The organism is Pseudomonas asiatica, assembly GCF_009932335.1.
Lineage (GTDB): Bacteria > Pseudomonadota > Gammaproteobacteria > Pseudomonadales > Pseudomonadaceae > Aquipseudomonas > Aquipseudomonas asiatica.
Genome location: NZ_BLJF01000003.1, coordinates 688,463 through 704,751 on the forward strand (window position 1 = coordinate 688,463; position 16,289 = coordinate 704,751).

Consider the following 16,289-nt stretch of genomic DNA (forward strand, 5'->3'; position numbering starts at 1 on the left):
TGCCCATGGCTGTAGCAGCTGTAAGCCCCGAGCGCCACGACACCGTGGCGCTGGCCTGGACCAAAGCCGCCATCCTCGACTGCCTGGGCCAGGCGCGCCAGGCGCTGGAGCGCTTTGCCGGCGAGCCTGGCGACCTGTCGATGCTGGCATTCGTGGTAGACAACCTGCACCAGGTGCACGGCTGCCTGCGCATGCTCGAACTGCGCGGTGCCACGCGCCTGGCTGAAGAACTGGAGCTGTTCGCCAAGGCCCTGGCCGATGGTCAGGTCAGCCCCCGCGGTGATTGCCTGGGCGCTTTGTTTCGCGGCCTGGAGCAACTGCCGTCGTATCTGGAGCGCCTACGCGGCGCCCGCCACGACCTGCCACTGGTGATGCTGCCGCTGCTCAACCAACTGCGTGCCTGCCGTGGCGAGGAGCCGTTGGCCCAGGCCAGCCTGATCAGCGGCGCCACCCAACGCTTTGCCGGTGCCGACGACCTGGCCAACCTCGACCTGTCGCTGGGCAACTGGCGCGAGCAGCTGCAGGCAGGGCCTGGCCGCGATGCCCTGCGCTCGGTGGTGACCGCGCTGTGCGACGACCTGATGCGCATCAAGGAGCGCCTGGACCAGTTCGTGCGTGGCGATCGCCAGCACAGCGAGCAACTTGATGCCCTGCTGGCACCGCTGCGCCACGTGGCCGACACCCTGGCGGTGCTTGGCTTCCAGCAGCCACGCCGGGTGATCATCGACCAGGTGCTGGCGCTGCAGGCCCTGGCCCAGGGCGAGCGGGCCGTGGACGACGCGGTGTTGATGGATGTAGCGGGGGCCCTGCTGTACGTGGAGGCCACGCTCAATGGCATGGTCGGCCCGCTGGAGGAAAACGGCCAGGGCGGCCTGCCGGGCTCGGACCTGGCCGAAATCCGCCAGCTGGTGTTGAACGAGTCGCTGAATGTGCTGCAGCAGGCCAAGGACCTGATCGGCGATTGCCTGGAATCCGGCTGGCCTCGGCAACGCCTGCAACCTTTGCCAGGGCTGTTGCAGCAGATTCGTGGTGCACTGGCGATGTTGATGCTGCCGACCGTGGCCGAGCTGTTTGCCGGTTGCGCCAGCTATGTGCAGCGTTGGCTGCAGCACCTGGAGGTGGAGCCGCCAGCCGATGAGCTGACGCACTTGGCCGAGGCTCTGAGCGCCGCCGAATGCTACCTGCAATGGCGGGTGGCGGACCCATTGGCGGATGGCCAGCCCTTCATCGACATGGCGCGCGCCAGCCTGGCGACACTGGGTGTGCACTGCGCGATGGTCGAGGCCACCGCAGGCCAGGATGGCAGCGCTGATGGCATCGATGACGAGCTGCGTGAAGTGTTTCTCGACGAGGCCGGTGAACTGCTGCCTGAAATCGAGCGCCACTGGTTGCGCTGGCGTGCCGACAACCAGCAGCGCGAGGCACTGGGAGAAGTACGCCGCGCCTTGCATACGCTCAAGGGCAGCGGCCGCATGGTGCATGCCGAGGCGGTGGCCGAGCTGGCCTGGGGCGCAGAACACCTGCTGAACCGGGTACTCGAGGGCCGCAGCGTGCTCAGCCCGGAAGGCGTGGTGGCCCTGCAGCAGGTATTCGTCTACCTGCCCGACCTGCTGGCCGACTTCGCCGCAGGCCAGTTGCCGCAACTGACGGAAATCGAGCAACTGGCCGGGCACCTGCATGCCCTCGCCGAAAACGATGCCCCGGTGGCGGCCGACATCGACGGCCTCGATCCGCAACTGCTCGACATTTTCCGCAGCGAGGCGCAGGGCCACCTGGCCAGCCTGGATGCTTTCCTGCAGGGCGCCGACGGCCACGATACGCAGGTCAGCGATGGCCTGCAGCGCGCCCTGCACACGCTCAAGGGCAGTGCCGCCATGGCCGGGGTGATGCCGGTCGCCGAACTGGCCACCGCCTTCGACCGCCTGGCACGTGAATACAAGGGCCACCAACTGCCCCTGCGAATGGCCGAGATCGAATGGCTGGAAGCTGCGCGCTCGCTGTTCCACCTGGGCCTGGTGCAACTCGACAGCACGCCGTTGGCAGCCATCCCCGGTGCCGCAGAACTGATCGAGCAGGTCGGCCAGGCGGTTGACGGGCACCTGGCCAGCTTGCATGACGACCCGCAGCATGGGCGGCGCAGCAAGCGCGACCCGCAATCGATTGCCAGTTTCCTGGCCCAGGCCATGGATATCCTGCTTGATGCCGAGTCGTTGCTGTCGCGCTGGCAGGAACAGCCCGGCCAGCGCGATGCGCTGGACACCCTGCTCGACGAACTGACTACCCTGGGCCACGCCGCGCATCTGGCCGACCTGTGGCAGATGGATGACGTGTGCGAGGCCTTGCTCGACTTGTACGGCGCCGTGGAGGAGGGCAGCCTGCCCGCCGATGCACGGTTCTTCGCCCACGTGCAGCGGGCCCATGAAGCACTGCTGGACATGCTCGACGAAGTGGCGGCCGGGCAGGACATCCCGCCAAGGCCAGAGCTGGTCGACAGCCTGCGCCACCTGCTTGGCCAGGCCCTGGCACCGGAGGCCACTGGCCTGGTGGGCATCGACACGGTCACGCCGTTGCATCCGGACATGGACCTGGCCGATACCCTTGGCCTGGGGCCTGCGCACAACCCCTTGCTGCCGGTTGTGGCCGAGCCGCTGGTCGAAGAGCCGGAAAGCCCAGGCGAAGAGCTGCTGGAAGTCTTCCTCGAAGAAAGCTCGGACATCGTCGAGAGTGCCGCCGCAGCCCTGGCGCGCTGGCAGGCCGACCCGCGCAACAGTGTCGAGGTGGACAACCTGATGCGCGACCTGCACACCCTGAAGGGTGTGGCGCGCATGGTCGAAATTGCGCCGATCGGCGACCTGGCCCACGAGCTGGAGTTTCTCTACGAACTGCTGGCCGCAGGCCGTATGCCACCGAGCGCGCCACTGTTCGCCTTGCTGCAGAACTGCCATGACCGCCTGGCGCACATGCTCGATGCCGTGCGCCTGGGGCAACCGCTGCATGCCGCCACCGCGCTGATCGACTACATCCGCAACTTCAGCTTCTCGGCCCTGGCCGATAGCGCCGCCGGCCAGGGGCCGGTCGAAGCCGCAACCAGTGAGGCCCCGGCGGTGGCACCGGAGCGGGCACCGGGCGACATGGTCAAGGTCGATGCCGAGCTGCTCGACGACCTGGGCAACCTGGCCGGTGAGCACTCGATCATCCGTGGGCGCATCGAGCAGCAGGTGAACGATGCGCAGTTCACCCTCAACGAGATGGAAACCACCCTCGAGCGCATGCGCGACCAGTTGCTGCGCCTGGATATCGAGACCCAAGGGCGGATGTCCAGCCGGCAGCAGTTCGAAGGCGATGCCTATGACGACTTCGACCCGCTGGAAATGGACCGCCACTCGCAACTGCAGCAGCTGTCGCGGGCCTTGTTCGAGTCCGCCTCGGATTTGCTCGACCTCAAGGAAACCCTGGCACAGCGCGCACAGGAAGCCCACAGCCTCCTGCAGCAGCAAGCGCGGGTGAACAGCCAGTTGCAGGAAGGCCTGACCGCTACCCTGATGGTACCCTTCGAGCGCCTGGTGCCGCGCTTGCAGCGTGTGGTACGGCAGGTGGCCAGCGAGCTGGGCAAGCAGGTGGAGCTGGTGGTCGGCAATGCCGAGGGTGAACTCGACCGCAGCGTGCTCGAACGTATGGTGGCACCGCTGGAGCACATGCTGCGCAACGCCGTCGACCATGGCCTGGAAAGCCGCGAAATGCGCCTGGCTGCGGGCAAGCCGGAGCAGGGCACCATTCACCTGAATCTGCTGCACGAAGGCGCGGATATCGTTATCGAAATGACCGACGACGGTGCCGGCGTGCCACTGGAAGCGGTGCGCCGCAAGGCCATCAAGCGCGGCCTGCTAGACCCGCAGGCGCAATTGAGCGATCACGAGATCCTTCAATTCATTCTGCGCCCGGGCTTTTCCACTGCCGAGAAGATTACTCAGATTTCCGGGCGTGGCCTGGGCATGGACGTGGTGCACGAGGAGGTCAAGCAGCTGGGCGGCTCGATGAGTATCGAGTCAGCCCAGGGCAAGGGCGCGCGCTTTCTGATCCGCCTGCCGTTCACCGTGTCGGTGAACCGCGCGCTGATGGTGCACCTGGGCGAAGAGCAGTACGCCATTCCGCTGAATACCATCGAGGGCATCGTCCGCGTGCCGCCGGCCGAACTGGCGGCGTGCTACCAGCTGGACGCCCCGCGTTATGTGTACGCCGGCCACGAATACGAGCTGCGCTACCTGGGTGAGCTGCTGCAGGGCATGCCGCGCCCGGCATTGCTCGGGCAGAGCGTGCCGCTGCCGGTGCTGCTGGTGCATTCCCAGGAGCAGTCGTTCGCCATCCAGGCCGATAGCCTGTCGCCCAGCCGCGAGATCGTGGTGAAGAGCCTGGGGCCGCAGTTTGCCGCAGTTGCCGGGTTGTCGGGGGCAACGCTGTTGGGCGATGGTCGGGTGGTACTGATTCTCGACCTGCTGGGCCAGTTGCGTGGCCAGCAGCGGCGCCTGGCGCGCCTGCCGGGTGGCGGTGCGGCTCGGCGCCAGGTGTTCGGCCCGGCGCCACGGCGGGCGTTGCTGGTAATGGTGGTGGACGATTCGGTGACTGTGCGCAAGGTCACCAGCCGCCTGTTGGAACGCCACGGCATGAGTGTGCTGACGGCCAAGGACGGGGTCGATGCAATGGCCCTGCTGGAAGAACACCGCCCCGATGTGTTGCTGCTGGACATCGAGATGCCGCGCATGGACGGCTTCGAGGTGGCCACACGTATCCGCCGTGATGAACGACTGAAAGACTTGCCGATCATAATGATTACTTCGCGCACCGGGCAGAAGCACCGCGACCGTGCCATGGCCATCGGCGTCAACGAATACCTGGGCAAGCCGTACCAGGAGTCGGTCCTGTTGCAGAGCATTGCCCACTGGAGCCAGACCCATGCTTGAACTGATCGCCGGCCAACGCAGCAGCCTGACCGGGCTTTTGCTGCCGTTGGGCGACCGTACCCTGGTGTTGCCCAACGTGGCGGTGGCGGAGTTGAGTGGCCAGCGCAACGTGGTGTGCCAACGCGGCGAGCCGGCCTGGCACCTGGGCTGGATCGACTGGCGCCAGCAGCGCCTGCCGCTGATCGGCTTCGAAGCCGCGTGCGGTGGCGAGACACCCTGCGGCGAGCGGGCACGCGTGGTGGTGCTCAATGCCTTGGGTGATACCGGCCTGCGCTACCTGGCGTTGTTGCTGCAGGACATACCGCGCTCCTGCAAGCTGGACAGCCAGCTGAACTACGTGGACGTGGCGCTGGGTCGCCTGGAACTGGCGGCGGTGCAGGTGGGCGAACAGGTAGCGCGGGTGCCGGACCTGGTCGGGCTGGAACGGCTGGTGCGTGACGCGGAACTGCAACCTGAGATTGGTTAGGATGTAAGGCACAGGGCCCTTTCGCGGGCACGCCCGCTCCCACAGGAAAATCATACACTTCAAGGCAAGTGGATACCTGTGGGAGCGGGCGTGCCCGCGAAGAGGCCATCAGCATCACAACAGGAACCCAGCCCACCTCAGGAGGTCTGTGTTTGCATGTACTACGGTGAACGCTTCAACGCCTGGACCCACCTGGTCGGTGCCGTCCTGGCCTGTATCGGTGCCATCTGGCTGATCGTGGTCGCGGGCCTGCAGGGCGACCCGTGGAAGATCGTCAGTTTCTCCATCTACGGCAGCACCTTGCTGTTGCTGTACAGCATTTCTACCCTGTACCACAGCACTCGCGGGCGGGCGAAGGTGATCATGCGCAAGCTCGATCACCTGTCGATCTATCTGCTGATCGCCGGCAGCTACACGCCGTTCTGCCTGGTCAGCCTGCGCGGGCCCTGGGGCTGGAGCCTGTTCGGGGTGGTCTGGGGGCTGGCGGTGATCGGCATGTTGCAGGAGATCAAGCCGCGCTCCGAGGCGCGCATCCTGTCGATCATCATCTATGCGGTGATGGGCTGGATCGTGCTGGTGGCGGTCAAGCCGCTGCTGCACTCGCTCGGTAGCGCCGGCTTTGCCTGGCTGGCTGCCGGTGGGGTGTTCTACACCGTCGGCATCATCTTCTTCGCCTTCGACAGCCGCTTCCGCCACTGGCATGGCATCTGGCACCTGTTCGTGATCGCCGGCAGCCTCATGCATTTCGTGGCGGTGTCGTTCTACGTGCGTTAGTTAAAAGTCACCCCACAGTTGCTGTGCCACCGACAGTGCAACCACCGGTGCGGTTTCGGTGCGCAGCACGCGTGGGCCGAGGCGTGCGGCGTGGAAACCGGCAGCCTTGGCCTGCTCGACCTCCGCTTCGCTCAGGCCGCCTTCGGGGCCGATCAGAAAGGCCAGGGTGGCCGGCTTGGCATGGCTGGTGAGCGGTTCGGCCACCGGGTGCAGGACCAGTTTCAGGTCGGCCTTGGCACTGCTCAGCCACTCGGCCAGGGTCACTGGCGGGTGGATGACCGGCAAGGTCGAGCGGCCGCATTGTTCGCAGGCGCTGATCGCCACCTGGCGCCAGTGGGCCAGGCGCTTGTCGGCGCGTTCGTCCTTCAGCCGCACTTCGCAGCGTTCGCTGACGATCGGGGTGATTTCGTTGGCGCCCAGCTCGGTGGCTTTCTGGATCGCCCAGTCCATGCGCTCGCCACGGGACAAGCCTTGGCCGAGGTGTACGTGCAGTGGTGAATCGGCCTGGCCGGCGAGGGCCTGGTCGAGGCTGACGCGCACGGTTTTCTTGCCCACTTCGAGCAACTGGCCGCGGTATTCCTGGCCACTGCCGTCGAACAGCTGCACGGCGTCGCCGGGGGCCATGCGCAGTACGCGGCCGATGTAGTGGGCCTGGGCTTCGGGCAGGTCATGCTCGCCAAGGCTCAGGGGGGCGTCGATGAAAAAGCGGGACAGTCTCATGGTTGAGCTCAAGCTAAAGGGAGAAGGTGGTCCCTGTGGGAGCGGGTTCACCCGCGAATGCGGCGGTGACTCCACTATTGCATTCGCGGGTGAACCCGCTCCCAGAGAGTACGCGGCGGGCTTCCGGGCTTAGCCCGGGTCGCGGAAGTCGGGGTGGAAGTTGGCCGGTACGGCCACGCTGACGCTATCGCGGGTGGCAATGTCGATGCCTTCGCTGGCCACTTCTGCCAGGAAGTCGATCTGATCTGGCGTAATCACATACGGCGGCAGGAAGTACACCACGCTGCCCAGCGGGCGCAGCAGGGCGCCACGCGTCAGGGCATGCTCGAACACTTTCAGGCCACGACGCTCCTGCCACGGGTAGGCGACCTTGCCGGCCTTGTCCTGGACCATCTCGATGGCCAGTGCCATGCCGGTCTGGCGAATTTCGGCCACATGCGCGTGGTCGACCAGGTGCGCGGTGGCGCTGGCCATGCGTGTGGCCAGGGCCTTGTTGGCCTCGATCACGTTGTCCTGCTCGAAAATATCCAGGGTCGCCAGCGCCGCGGCGCAGGCCAGCGGGTTGCCGGTGTAGCTGTGCGAGTGGAGGAACGCACGCAGGGTCGGGTAGTCGTCGTAGAACGCCTGGTACACCTTGTCGGTGGTCAGGCAGGCGGCCAGTGGCAGGTAACCGCCGGTCAGGGCCTTGGACAGGCACAGGAAGTCCGGGCGAATGCCGGCCTGTTCACAGGCGAACATGGTGCCGGTGCGGCCGAAGCCCACGGCGATTTCGTCGTGGATCAGGTGCACGTCGTAGCGGTCGCAGGCATCGCGCAGCAGCTTGAGGTACACCGGGTGGTACATGCGCATGCCGCCGGCACCCTGGATCAGCGGTTCGACGATCACCGCGCTGATCGAGGCGTGGTGATCGGCCAGGGTCTGTTCCATGGCCTGGAACATGGTGCGCGAGTGCTCTTCCCAGCTCGTGCCTTCGGGGCGCAGGTAGCAGTCGGGGCTGGGCACCTTGAGGGTGTCGAGCAGCAGCGCCTTGTAGGTTTCGGTAAACAGCGGCACATCGCCGACCGACATGGCGGCGATGGTTTCGCCGTGGTAGCTGTTGGTCAGGGTGACGAAGCGCTTCTTGCCCGGCTTGCCGACGTTCTGCCAGTAGTGGAAGCTCATCTTCAGCGCCACTTCGATACACGACGAACCGTTGTCGGCATAGAACACCCGGTCGAGGCCGGCCGGGGTCATGGCTACAAGGCGCTCGGACAGCTCGATCACCGGCTGGTGGCTGAAACCGGCCAGGATCACGTGCTCCAGTTGGTCGACCTGGTCCTTGATGCGCTGGTTGATACGCGGGTTGGCGTGGCCAAACACGTTGACCCACCAGCTGCTCACCGCATCCAGGTAGCGCTTGCCTTCGAAGTCTTCCAGCCACACGCCTTCGCCGCGCCTGATCGGGATCAGCGGCAGCTGCTCGTGGTCTTTCATCTGGGTGCAGGGGTGCCACAGGACCTTGAGGTCGCGTTGCATCCACTGATCATTGAGGCCCATGGGCACTTCTCCTGGCTTTGCGGCTTGGTTCGACCGCGTAAGCCTAAGCAATGCCGCAGGGCAGGACAACCGCCGCTGTTCATCGGGTTGCCAGCTACGCTTGCTACCGCGTGGAAACGCTGCAGGCAAAAATGTCTGTGGCGAAAAGGACTTGATGTCACTGCGCTGGCAGGGTCGGTAGACCTGACGTATTCTTAACGCATCTCTCCCGGGGCATTCCTGCCTCTCCACGTTTCTGTAACCCCCTGACTCGGAGTTCGCCGACATGGCTGCTGCTTGGGTGCGCCTGTGCGCGTTGGTATTGATTGGTGTGTCCAGCGGCGCCGCGCTGGCAAAGGACAAGACACCTTCGGCGATCGTCGTGGGTGGCGGCCTGGCGGGCCTGACGGCCGCCTACGAGCTGCAGAACAAAGGCTGGCAGGTGACGCTGCTGGAAGCCAAGGCAGGCATGGGCGGGCGCTCGGGCCTGGCCACCAGCGAGTGGATCGGCAACGCCAAGGCGCAGCCGGTGCTCAACCAGTACCTCGACCGTTTCAAACTTGAAACACTGCCGGCACCGGAGTTCGTGCGTACCCCCGGTTACCTGATCGACGGCGAGTATTTCAGTGCCACCGACCTGGCTACCAAGCAACCGGCCACTGCCGAGGCGCTCAAGCGTTACGAGAAAACCCTTGATGACTTGGCCCGTTCGATCGAAGACCCGCTGAACCCGCAAGCCAACAGCACGCTGTTCGCCCTCGACCAGATCAACGTCTCCACCTGGCTGGACAAGCTGCAGTTGCCGACCACCGCCCGCCAGCTGGTCAACCAGCAGATCCGTACCCGCTACGATGAGCCATCGCGCCTGTCGCTGCTGTATTTTGCCCAGCAGAACCGCGTGTATCGCGGCGTCAGCGACCGTGACCTGCGTGCCGCGCGCCTGCCTGGTGGCAGCCCGGTGCTGGCCCAAGCGTTCGTCAAGCAACTGAAGACCATCAAGACCAGTTCACCCGTGACCTCCATCGTCCAGGACAAGGACGGTGTCACGGTCAAGGTCGGCAGCGTCGGCTACCAGGCGGATTACCTGGTCATGGCCGTGCCCCTGCGCGCCCTGGCCAAGATCCAGATGACCCCGGGCCTGGACAGCCAGCACCTGGCGGCGTTGAAGGGTACCAACTATGGCTGGCGCGACCAGCTGATGCTCAAGTTCAAGAAGCCGGTATGGGAAAGCCGGGCGCGCATGTCGGGCGAAATCTTCAGTAACGCAGGCTTGGGCATGCTGTGGATCGAACCCGCGCTCAAGGGTGGCGCCAACGTGGTGATCAACCTGTCGGGCGACAACGCCCGCCTGCTGCAGGCGTTCGGCGACAAACAGATGGTCGACCAGGTGCTGATCCGCCTGCATGCGTTCTACCCACAGGCCCGTGGCTCGTTCACCGGCTACGAGGTCAAGCGCTACAGCACCGACGCCGGTACCGGCGGCGCCTACCTGGCCTATGGCCCGGGCCAGATCAGCAAGTACTGGCGCCTGTGGGAGCGCCCGGTGCAGCGCATCACCTTTGCCGGTGAGCATACCGACGCCCTCTACCCAGGCACCCTGGAAGGCGCCCTGCGCAGTGGCCAGCGCGCGGCCAGCCAGGTGCAGGACCTGCTGGCCGGCAAGTCGTTCGACCCGGCCAAGGCGGCACCGGTGGCGGCGGCAGCAGCTGCAGGCGCCGTGGCGGCCAAGGAGAGCAAGGGTGGGTTCTTCTCCAACATGTTCGGTGGTTCTTCCGACAAGGGCGACAAGGCTGACAAGGCCCCGGTCAAGGCCGAGCCGAAGCCGGTCGATGAGGCCAAGCAGGATAAGCCGGGCTTCTTCAAGCGCCTTTTTGGCGGGGCGGACAAGCCTGAGGTGAAGGCCGAGCCGATTGCCAAGGCCGAGGCAGTGGCGCCGGCACCTGCGCCAACCCCGCAAGCCGCGCCGGCCCCGGTTGCGCCAGCGCCTGTGGTCAAGGAAGCAGCGGCCAAGCCTGCTGCGACCAAGGCTGCGCCTGCCAAGCGCGCACCGGCGCACAAGCCAGCCCAGACCAAAAAAGCGACTGCCAAGTCCGAACCGGCCAAGAAAGCTGTGGCCAATACTCAGGCCAAAGCGGGTTGATTTATTACAGTGCTGGCCCCTTCGCAGCGCAAGGCTGCTCCTACAGGTTCTGCGCCGTCCTGTAGGAGCAGCCTTGTGCTGCGAAAGGGGCGGCACTGGCAACCGCGAACGCTCCGTCTATCGTTAATGTTTCCTTAATGGGAAACTTACAGAATACATATCGTATTTATCGATAATCCAAAGCAGTTTTTTACGCTTTTATTCGATGCGTTACGCGTTAGTCTGTGCACAGCTTTCACGGGGAAACACGCAACATGCAACTGCGCAATTCACCTTCTCGCTACGGCGTGGTCAGCATCGTCCTGCACTGGGGCGTGGCTCTGGCAGTCTTCGGCCTGTTCGGCCTGGGCCTGTGGATGGTCGGCCTCGACTACTACAGCCCTTGGCGCAAGGCCGGCCCGGACCTGCACAAAAGCATTGGTCTGGTGCTGCTGGCGGTGATGCTGCTGCGGGTGCTCTGGCGCTTCATCAGCCCGCCACCACCGGCACCAGCCAGCCACGGCGCATTCACCCGCCTGGCAGCCAAGTTGGGCCACCTGGCCCTGTACCTGGGGCTGTTCGCGGTAATGATCGCCGGTTACCTGATTTCCACCGCCGACGGTGTCGGCATTCCGGTGTTTGGCCTGTTCGAAGTGCCGGCACTGGTCAGCGACCTGCCCGACCAGGCAGACCTGGCAGGCGTGATCCATCTCTGGCTGGCCTGGGGCTTGGTGATTTTTGCCGTGCTGCATGGCTTGGCAGCGCTCAAGCACCATTTCATCGACCGTGACGCGACCCTGACCCGCATGCTGGGCCGCAAAGCTTGACTCTCAACCTCAATTGCAAAGGAAGGAAGTAAGGATGTTGAAAAAGACTTTTGCCGCTCTGGCGCTCGGTACCGCTCTGCTCTCCGCCGGCCAGGCCATGGCTGCCGAGTACAAGATCGACAAGGAAGGCCAGCACGCGTTCGTTGACTGGAAGATCAGCCACCTGGGCTACAGCTTCATTCACGGTACCTTCAAGGACTTCGACGGCAACTTCACCTGGGACAGTGCAAAGCCTGAAGCCAGCAAGATCAACGTCGACCTGAAAACCGCCAGCCTGTGGTCGAACCACGCCGAGCGTGACAAGCACATTGCCAGCGCCGACTTCCTCGACGTGAAGAAGTATCCCGAAGCCAAGTTCGTCTCCACCAGCGTCAAGCCGACTGGCGACAAGACTGCTGACGTGACTGGCGACCTGACCATGCACGGTGTGACCAAGCCGGTCACCTTCAAGGCCACTTTCAACGGTGAAGGCAAGGATCCATGGGGCGGCGAGCGCGCTGGTTTCAACGCTACCACCACGCTGAACCTGAACGACTTCGGCATCAAGGGCCCGGGCGCTACCTCGCAGACCCTGGACCTGGATATCAGTGTTGAAGGTGTGAAGCAGAAGTAATTCTTACCTGCTGAAAACCGAGGGGGCCGCTTTGCGGCCCTATCGCGACACAAGGCCGCTCCTACAGGGATTTACGTAACCCTGTAGGAGCGGCCTTGTGTCGCGATAGGGCTGCGAAGCAGCCCCCTCGGTGCTTCTGTCAGCCCTTGCGGGTCAACAGCGCCGGGCGCTCACCGCGCGGGCGGCTCGGCAGATCATCCAGCTGCTCAGGCGTCGGGTAACGGTCGAGCTTGGATTCCTTGCGGATGATCACTGGCTGTTTTTCCGGCTGGCGCGGGTTGCGAACGGCTGGCTCTTGCCGGGCAGCATCGTCACGGGCCGGGCGGCCACGGCCACCCCCATCACGACGGGCACCGCCACCGTTGTTAGCGCGGGCTGGACGTTTCTCGCCGCCACCGCCGTTGCGCTGCTGGCCGCTGTTGCGACCTTGGCCACCGGTGTTGCTGCGGCCATTACCCTGGCCCTGACCTTGGCCGGCATTGGCACCCGGGCGACGATTCCGGCCCTGGTTCTTGCCCTGGTACGGGCTGACATAGTCGGCACGGTTGCCGAAGTTGTCGATATCGTCGTCCAGGAACTCTTCAGGATCACGGTCGGCAGGCACTTTCGGCACGCTGCCGTTGCTGGCCTGCTGTTGCTGCTGGCGTGGCTTCTTGTCACGCGGCTTGCGTTGCTGCTGTTGCTTGTCGCCGCTCTTTTCCTTGTCGGCCGGCTTGTCCGCAGCCTGTTGCTTGGCCTTGCCTTTATCCTTGCCCTTGTCCTTGCGGCCGCCGTTGGCGTCTTTGCCGCCTTCGCCGCGGGCCTGCTGGTTACGGCCACCACGGCCATTGTTCTGCTGGCGTTCGCGTACTTCAGGCTTTTCTGCTTCAACCTGGCTGGCGTCGAAACCCATCAGGTCGCCGTCAGGAATCTTCTGCTTGGTTACCCGCTCGATGCTCTTGAGCAGTTTCTCTTCATCCGGCGCGACCATGGAAATGGCCTCGCCCGAACGCCCGGCACGGCCGGTACGGCCGATACGGTGGACGTAGTCTTCCTCTACGTTCGGCAGCTCGAAGTTGACCACGTGCGGCAGCTGGTCGATGTCCAGGCCACGGGCGGCGATGTCGGTGGCGACCAGTACGCGCACGCTGTTGGCCTTGAAGTCGGCCAAGGCCTTGGTGCGAGCGTTCTGGCTCTTGTTGCCATGAATTGCGGCGGCGGTCAGGCCGTGCTTTTCCAGGTACTCGGCCAGGCGGTTGGCGCCGTGCTTGGTGCGGGTGAACACCAGTACCTGTTCCCAGGCACCCTGGGTGATCAGGTGCGCCAGCAGCGCGCGCTTGTGGCTGGCGGGCAGGCGGTAGACGCGCTGCTCGATACGCTCGACGGTAGTGTTCGGCGGGGTGACCTCGATTCGCTCCGGGTTGTGCAGGAGCTTGTCGGCGAGGTCGGTGATGTCCTTGGAGAAGGTGGCCGAGAACAACAGGTTCTGGCGCTTGGCCGGCAGGCGGGCGAGGACTTTCTTGACGTCATGGATGAAGCCCATGTCGAGCATGCGGTCGGCTTCGTCCAGCACCAGGATTTCCACGTGGGCCAGGTCAACCTTGCCTTGGCCGGCCAGGTCGAGCAGGCGGCCAGGGCAGGCGACCAGCACGTCCACACCCTTGGCAATGGCCTGGATCTGCGGGTTCATGCCGACGCCGCCGAAAATGCAGGCGCTGACCAGTGGCAGGTCACGGGCATAGACCTTGAAGCTGTCATGCACCTGGGCTGCCAGTTCGCGGGTCGGGGTCAGGACCAGCACGCGAGGTTGGCGCGGGCCATGGCGCTGCGACTTGTCGGGGTGGCCGGCCGGGAACAGGCGCTCGAGGATCGGCAGGGCGAAACCGCCGGTTTTACCAGTACCTGTCTGTGCGGCGACCATCAGGTCGCGGCCTTGCAACACGGCGGGAATCGCCCGCTGTTGCACGGGGGTCGGCTGGGTATAGCCCGCAGCCTCGATAGCGCGGACAAGAGCCTCGGAGAGACCGAGGGAAGCAAAGGACATGGGCAATCCTGTTCTCGTGTGGGCTGGGCCCGTTTGGGATGTTCTGCCTGGCGCGACGGGCATCGGTGGGATGCGATCGCGTCCGGTCCAGCTGGGCTTTCACTGCACATCCGGGTAGCAGAGGGTGGACGCGAAAGTGCGTCGATGCCGATCGGGATGCCTGTTGCGAGGCCGAGCGTCCGGGCGTGAGCCGGGCGGGAAGGCCCGAGTATAACAGAGCTATCGCGCTGTGCTGCTTTCCTGCTGCTCAACGGCGTTGAGAATGTTTCCGATGTCGCCTGTGTAGCGGTTGCTGATCGCTGCATAGGCCGGTTCCTGCTTGAAGCGCCGCAGTTCCACGGCGAAGGCCTGGGCCAGTGCCTCCCGCCCTGGCTTGCGCGCCAGCGCCAGGTACTGGGGCTGGCGGCTGATCACCAAGGGCAGCTCCTCGACCTGCTTTTGGAGGCCCAGATGCCGCAGCAGGTAATGGCCGACCTTGCGGTCGGTGATTGCCAGATCGATGCGGCCCAGCATCAGCTTGCCGAAGTTGGCTTCATGGGTAGGTGCAGCTTCGCGCCGGAAATGTACGGCTTCGTTGAAAGCGGCACCGTAGGCGTAGCCGGGTGAGGTGCCGACGGTGAGGCCGGCAAGGTCATCGAGAGTCTTGACGGCATGGCGTCGAGTGCGGGCGTGGAACAGGACGAACTCTACCTCCGACATGGGCTCGGGGGCGTACACCAGGTAGTGCTGGCGCGACTCGTTCTGGAAGATATCCATGATGCCGTCGGCCAAGCCCTGCTCGATCATTGCCAGGCAGCGCTTCCACGGCAGGAACTCCCACTCCACCTCGACGCCAAGGCGCTCGAACACCTGGGTGGTGACTTCGTAGTCGATGCCGCGCGGTTGGCCGTCGTGCTGGTACGCATAAGGTGCCCAGTCGTCGGTCACCAGGCGCAGGCGCTCGCCCAGGGCCAGCGGGCTCAGGCAGGCGAGCAACAGGATCCAGAACAGACGGGCGACGTGTGGCATGGCCGGAGATTACGCGCTCGGCCTGTTCAAGGCCAGTGAGGATGATGTTCTCCTGTGCCGGCCTCTTCGCGGGTAAGCCCGCTCCCACAGGATCTCTGCTGGCTTGCAGGCTCGCGATGTACTTGTGGGCGCGGGTTTACCCGCGAAGAGGCCGGCACAGGTTTACTCAAGTGTGGGATGACCTCAGCAGGTGCGCCTCGATATCCTTGCGCCGCTCGCCCAGCGACAGGCGCAACCCCGGGTGGCGCAGGCACTGGCGCAGTTGCTCGGGCTCCACGTGGCCATGGCGGGCGTTGAGGTTTTCCAGGGCCTTGTCCCACCAGGCCGGCGCGCAGGCGCGGTCGAACTCATTGGGGTAGGGGTAGCAGCCATAAAGCAGCTCGCGGGCGAACTGGCGCTCGTGGCTGGGCAGGGTCATGCTCAGTGCCTTGTAACCCAGGCGTTGCAGAGCCGGGGGGCGAGGCAACTGGTCATTGACCAGGGACACATCAGCCAGCGCCGCCTGGCTCAGCGGCTCGTGGCCGTGCTTGCGCAGCCAGGCCTGGATCTTGGCGCGGAACTGCGCCTTGCGGCTCCAGTAGTGGTGGATGACATCTGTGCATTCGGCCAATTCCAGCGTGCGGTAGGCCGCCACCGCCAGGCAGAACTCCTCGAGGGTATAGGCCTCGCGAGCCAGGGGGTGGAACTCGTCCATCATGGCGATGGAGCGGTCCAGGGTGCCGGCGTCTTCGACGGTGAGGCCGATCACCCCCGAATTGACCAGTGGCATCTGGCAATCAGCCAGGCCTCTGGACTCGAGGATGGCCAGCAGGTTCTTGTACAGCAGGCACTTCTGGTTGCTGCCGTAGCGCGCACCGATGGCATTGCACAGCAGGCGGCCAGGGGCTACCCGAGCGAACAGCTCCAGCGGCGACTTGCGGAAGAAGGTGTCGGTGTCGATCAGCACTGCCAGCGGGTGTTGCTGCAGCACCTGGCGCAACAGCACATGCTTGCTGCGAAAGTGATAACCGTGAGGCGCGTTCCATGCCTGGCGTGTGGCTTCGTCCAACAGGTGCACGGTGACCGGCAGACCGGCATAGGGCTGCGGGTTGTCGGTGTAAACCTGAATGTCCATGGCTTCGCCCGTGCCCAGATGGGCGAGGGCGCTGATGATGCTGAAGCAGGCTTCCTGATGGTAGGTTGCCGGGCCAAAAGCCAGGTAGACGAGCTGGGGACGCAATGGCTGAGGGGGCTGCATGGCAGGCAAGACCTGTTTAACCGGAAAAT

At 64.8% G+C, this 16,289-nt stretch carries 11 protein-coding genes; 6 read left to right on the plus strand and 5 right to left on the minus strand.

Annotated features, from left to right (window positions below; translation table 11 throughout):
• Window positions 1-5: 5 nt before the first annotated feature.
• The 3 genes from GYA95_RS25685 to trhA all read left to right on the plus strand — a co-directional run bounded on the left by GYA95_RS25685 (window position 6) and on the right by trhA (window position 6,198).
• Complete coding sequence (locus GYA95_RS25685; protein ID WP_015272078.1) at window positions 6-4,958, plus strand: hybrid sensor histidine kinase/response regulator; 4,953 nt, start codon at window positions 6-8, stop codon at window positions 4,956-4,958.
• Window positions 4,951-5,424: a chemotaxis protein CheW gene (locus tag GYA95_RS25690; RefSeq protein ID WP_015272077.1), complete on the plus strand. Its 474-nt coding sequence runs from the start codon at window positions 4,951-4,953 to the stop codon at window positions 5,422-5,424. The genes GYA95_RS25685 and GYA95_RS25690 overlap by 8 nt, the downstream gene beginning before the upstream one ends.
• Before the next feature lie 156 nt (window positions 5,425-5,580).
• Window positions 5,581-6,198: a PAQR family membrane homeostasis protein TrhA gene (gene trhA / locus GYA95_RS25695; RefSeq protein ID WP_013974522.1), complete on the plus strand. Its 618-nt coding sequence runs from the start codon at window positions 5,581-5,583 to the stop codon at window positions 6,196-6,198.
• Here the strand turns inward: trhA and GYA95_RS25700 are convergent, their stop codons facing one another.
• Both GYA95_RS25700 and GYA95_RS25705 read right to left on the minus strand, forming a co-directional pair.
• Entirely contained in the window at window positions 6,199-6,918 is a 720-nt protein-coding gene (locus tag GYA95_RS25700) for a 16S rRNA (uracil(1498)-N(3))-methyltransferase (protein ID WP_015272076.1), read from the minus strand. It abuts the gene before it with no gap.
• 129 nt (window positions 6,919-7,047) lie between these two features.
• On the minus strand, window positions 7,048-8,454 hold the full coding sequence (locus GYA95_RS25705; protein WP_015272075.1) for an adenosylmethionine--8-amino-7-oxononanoate transaminase: 1,407 nt from the start codon (window positions 8,452-8,454) through the stop codon (window positions 7,048-7,050).
• Window positions 8,455-8,719: 265 nt separating this feature from the next.
• On the opposite strand from GYA95_RS25705, the gene GYA95_RS25710 reads away from it, so the two are divergent.
• The 3 genes from GYA95_RS25710 (at window position 8,720) to GYA95_RS25720 (ending at window position 11,992) form a co-directional block, all read left to right on the plus strand.
• Complete coding sequence (locus tag GYA95_RS25710) at window positions 8,720-10,573, plus strand: flavin monoamine oxidase family protein (protein ID WP_015272074.1); 1,854 nt, start codon at window positions 8,720-8,722, stop codon at window positions 10,571-10,573.
• Between the two features lie 254 nt (window positions 10,574-10,827).
• Window positions 10,828-11,379 carry a cytochrome b gene (locus GYA95_RS25715; protein WP_003257760.1) on the plus strand — a complete coding sequence of 184 codons (552 nt, stop codon included), beginning with the start codon at window positions 10,828-10,830 and terminating at the stop codon, window positions 11,377-11,379.
• A gap of 34 nt (window positions 11,380-11,413) precedes the next feature.
• Entirely contained in the window at window positions 11,414-11,992 is a 579-nt protein-coding gene (locus tag GYA95_RS25720) for a YceI family protein (RefSeq protein WP_013974517.1), read from the plus strand.
• Window positions 11,993-12,131: 139 nt separating this feature from the next.
• Here the strand turns inward: GYA95_RS25720 and GYA95_RS25725 are convergent, their stop codons facing one another.
• The 3 genes from GYA95_RS25725 to GYA95_RS25735 all read right to left on the minus strand — a co-directional run bounded on the left by GYA95_RS25725 (window position 12,132) and on the right by GYA95_RS25735 (window position 16,260).
• Window positions 12,132-14,015 (minus strand): DEAD/DEAH box helicase, encoded by a 1,884-nt coding sequence (locus tag GYA95_RS25725; protein WP_015272073.1) that lies wholly within the window; start codon window positions 14,013-14,015, stop codon window positions 12,132-12,134.
• 219 nt (window positions 14,016-14,234) lie between these two features.
• The gene (locus GYA95_RS25730) at window positions 14,235-15,023 is read right to left on the minus strand and encodes a substrate-binding periplasmic protein (protein WP_015272072.1); all 789 of its coding nucleotides are present in this window, start codon (window positions 15,021-15,023) and stop codon (window positions 14,235-14,237) included.
• 166 nt (window positions 15,024-15,189) lie between these two features.
• Window positions 15,190-16,260, minus strand: a complete 1,071-nt coding sequence (locus tag GYA95_RS25735; RefSeq protein ID WP_015272071.1) for a hypothetical protein — start codon at window positions 16,258-16,260, stop codon at window positions 15,190-15,192.
• Window positions 16,261-16,289 lie beyond the last annotated feature (29 nt).